This is a genomic window from Enterococcus sp. 5B3_DIV0040, assembly GCF_002140755.1.
GTDB classification, from domain to species: Bacteria; Bacillota; Bacilli; order Lactobacillales; family Enterococcaceae; genus Enterococcus_D; species Enterococcus_D casseliflavus.
On sequence record NZ_NGLC01000003.1, the window covers coordinates 323,725 to 324,711 of the forward strand.

Annotated in this window: 1 protein-coding gene; it reads left to right on the forward strand. The window is 46.7% G+C overall.

What is annotated here, in order from left to right:
- A partial coding sequence (locus A5883_RS19340) for an Ig-like domain-containing protein (protein WP_254907919.1) occupies positions 1 to 987 on the forward strand: 987 nt, incomplete at both ends.

The window sequence follows — 987 nt, forward strand, 5'->3', positions numbered from 1 at the left end:
ATGACGGAACGGTAACCGTAACGTATCCAGATGGTTCAACGGATACAATCCCTGGAACAGATACAGTGGCACAGCAAGGCACCAGTGCAACACCGACGGTGAACAAGGTAGACAGTGACGATCCAGCAGTGAGCGGAACCGGTGTACCAGGAGCTACGGTGAAAGTAACGTTGCCTAATGTAGACGATCCAGTGGAAACAACAGTAGGACAAGATGGAAACTGGAGAGTTGATTTACCACAAGGGGTCAATTTAAATGCCGACGATAAAGTGAGCGTGACGCAGACCGAAGCAGGCAAGAAAGAAAGCCCAGCGGTAGAAAAATCTGTCGAGCAAACTACAGCTGAAAAGACAGATGTGAAGAAACCAGATACACCAGTGGTCGTGGCAGATAAAACCAAACTGACAGAGCCAGAAAAAGAGAAAGTGAAAAAAGCTGTAGAAGATAAAAATCCAGATCTGCCAGAGGACACCGAAGTGACGGTAGGCAATGACGGAACGGTAACCGTAACGTATCCAGATGGTTCAACGGATACGGTTCCAGGCACCGACGTGGTGGAAGAAGATGAAACAACTCTTGTAGATCCAGACAAGCCAGGTTCTACCCCAGCCACACCAACGGATCCAAGTACCATTGATACAGATGGTGAAGGTCTATTGGATGGCAAGGAAAAAGAATTAGGCACGGATCCAAATAAAGTGGATACAGATAATGATGGATTCTCTGACAAAGAAGAAGTAGACAAAGGCACGGATCCACTAGATCCAAATTCTAAACCAGTCAAACCGACAGATCCAAGCACCATTGATAGCGATGGTGAAGGGTTGCCAGATGGAAAAGAGAAAGAATTAGGTACCGATCCAAATAAAGTGGATACAGACAATGACGGCTTCTCCGACAAAGAAGAAGTAGACAAAGGTACGGATCCACTGGATCCAAACGCTAAACCAGTCACGCCAACGGATCCAAGCACCATTGATAGCGATG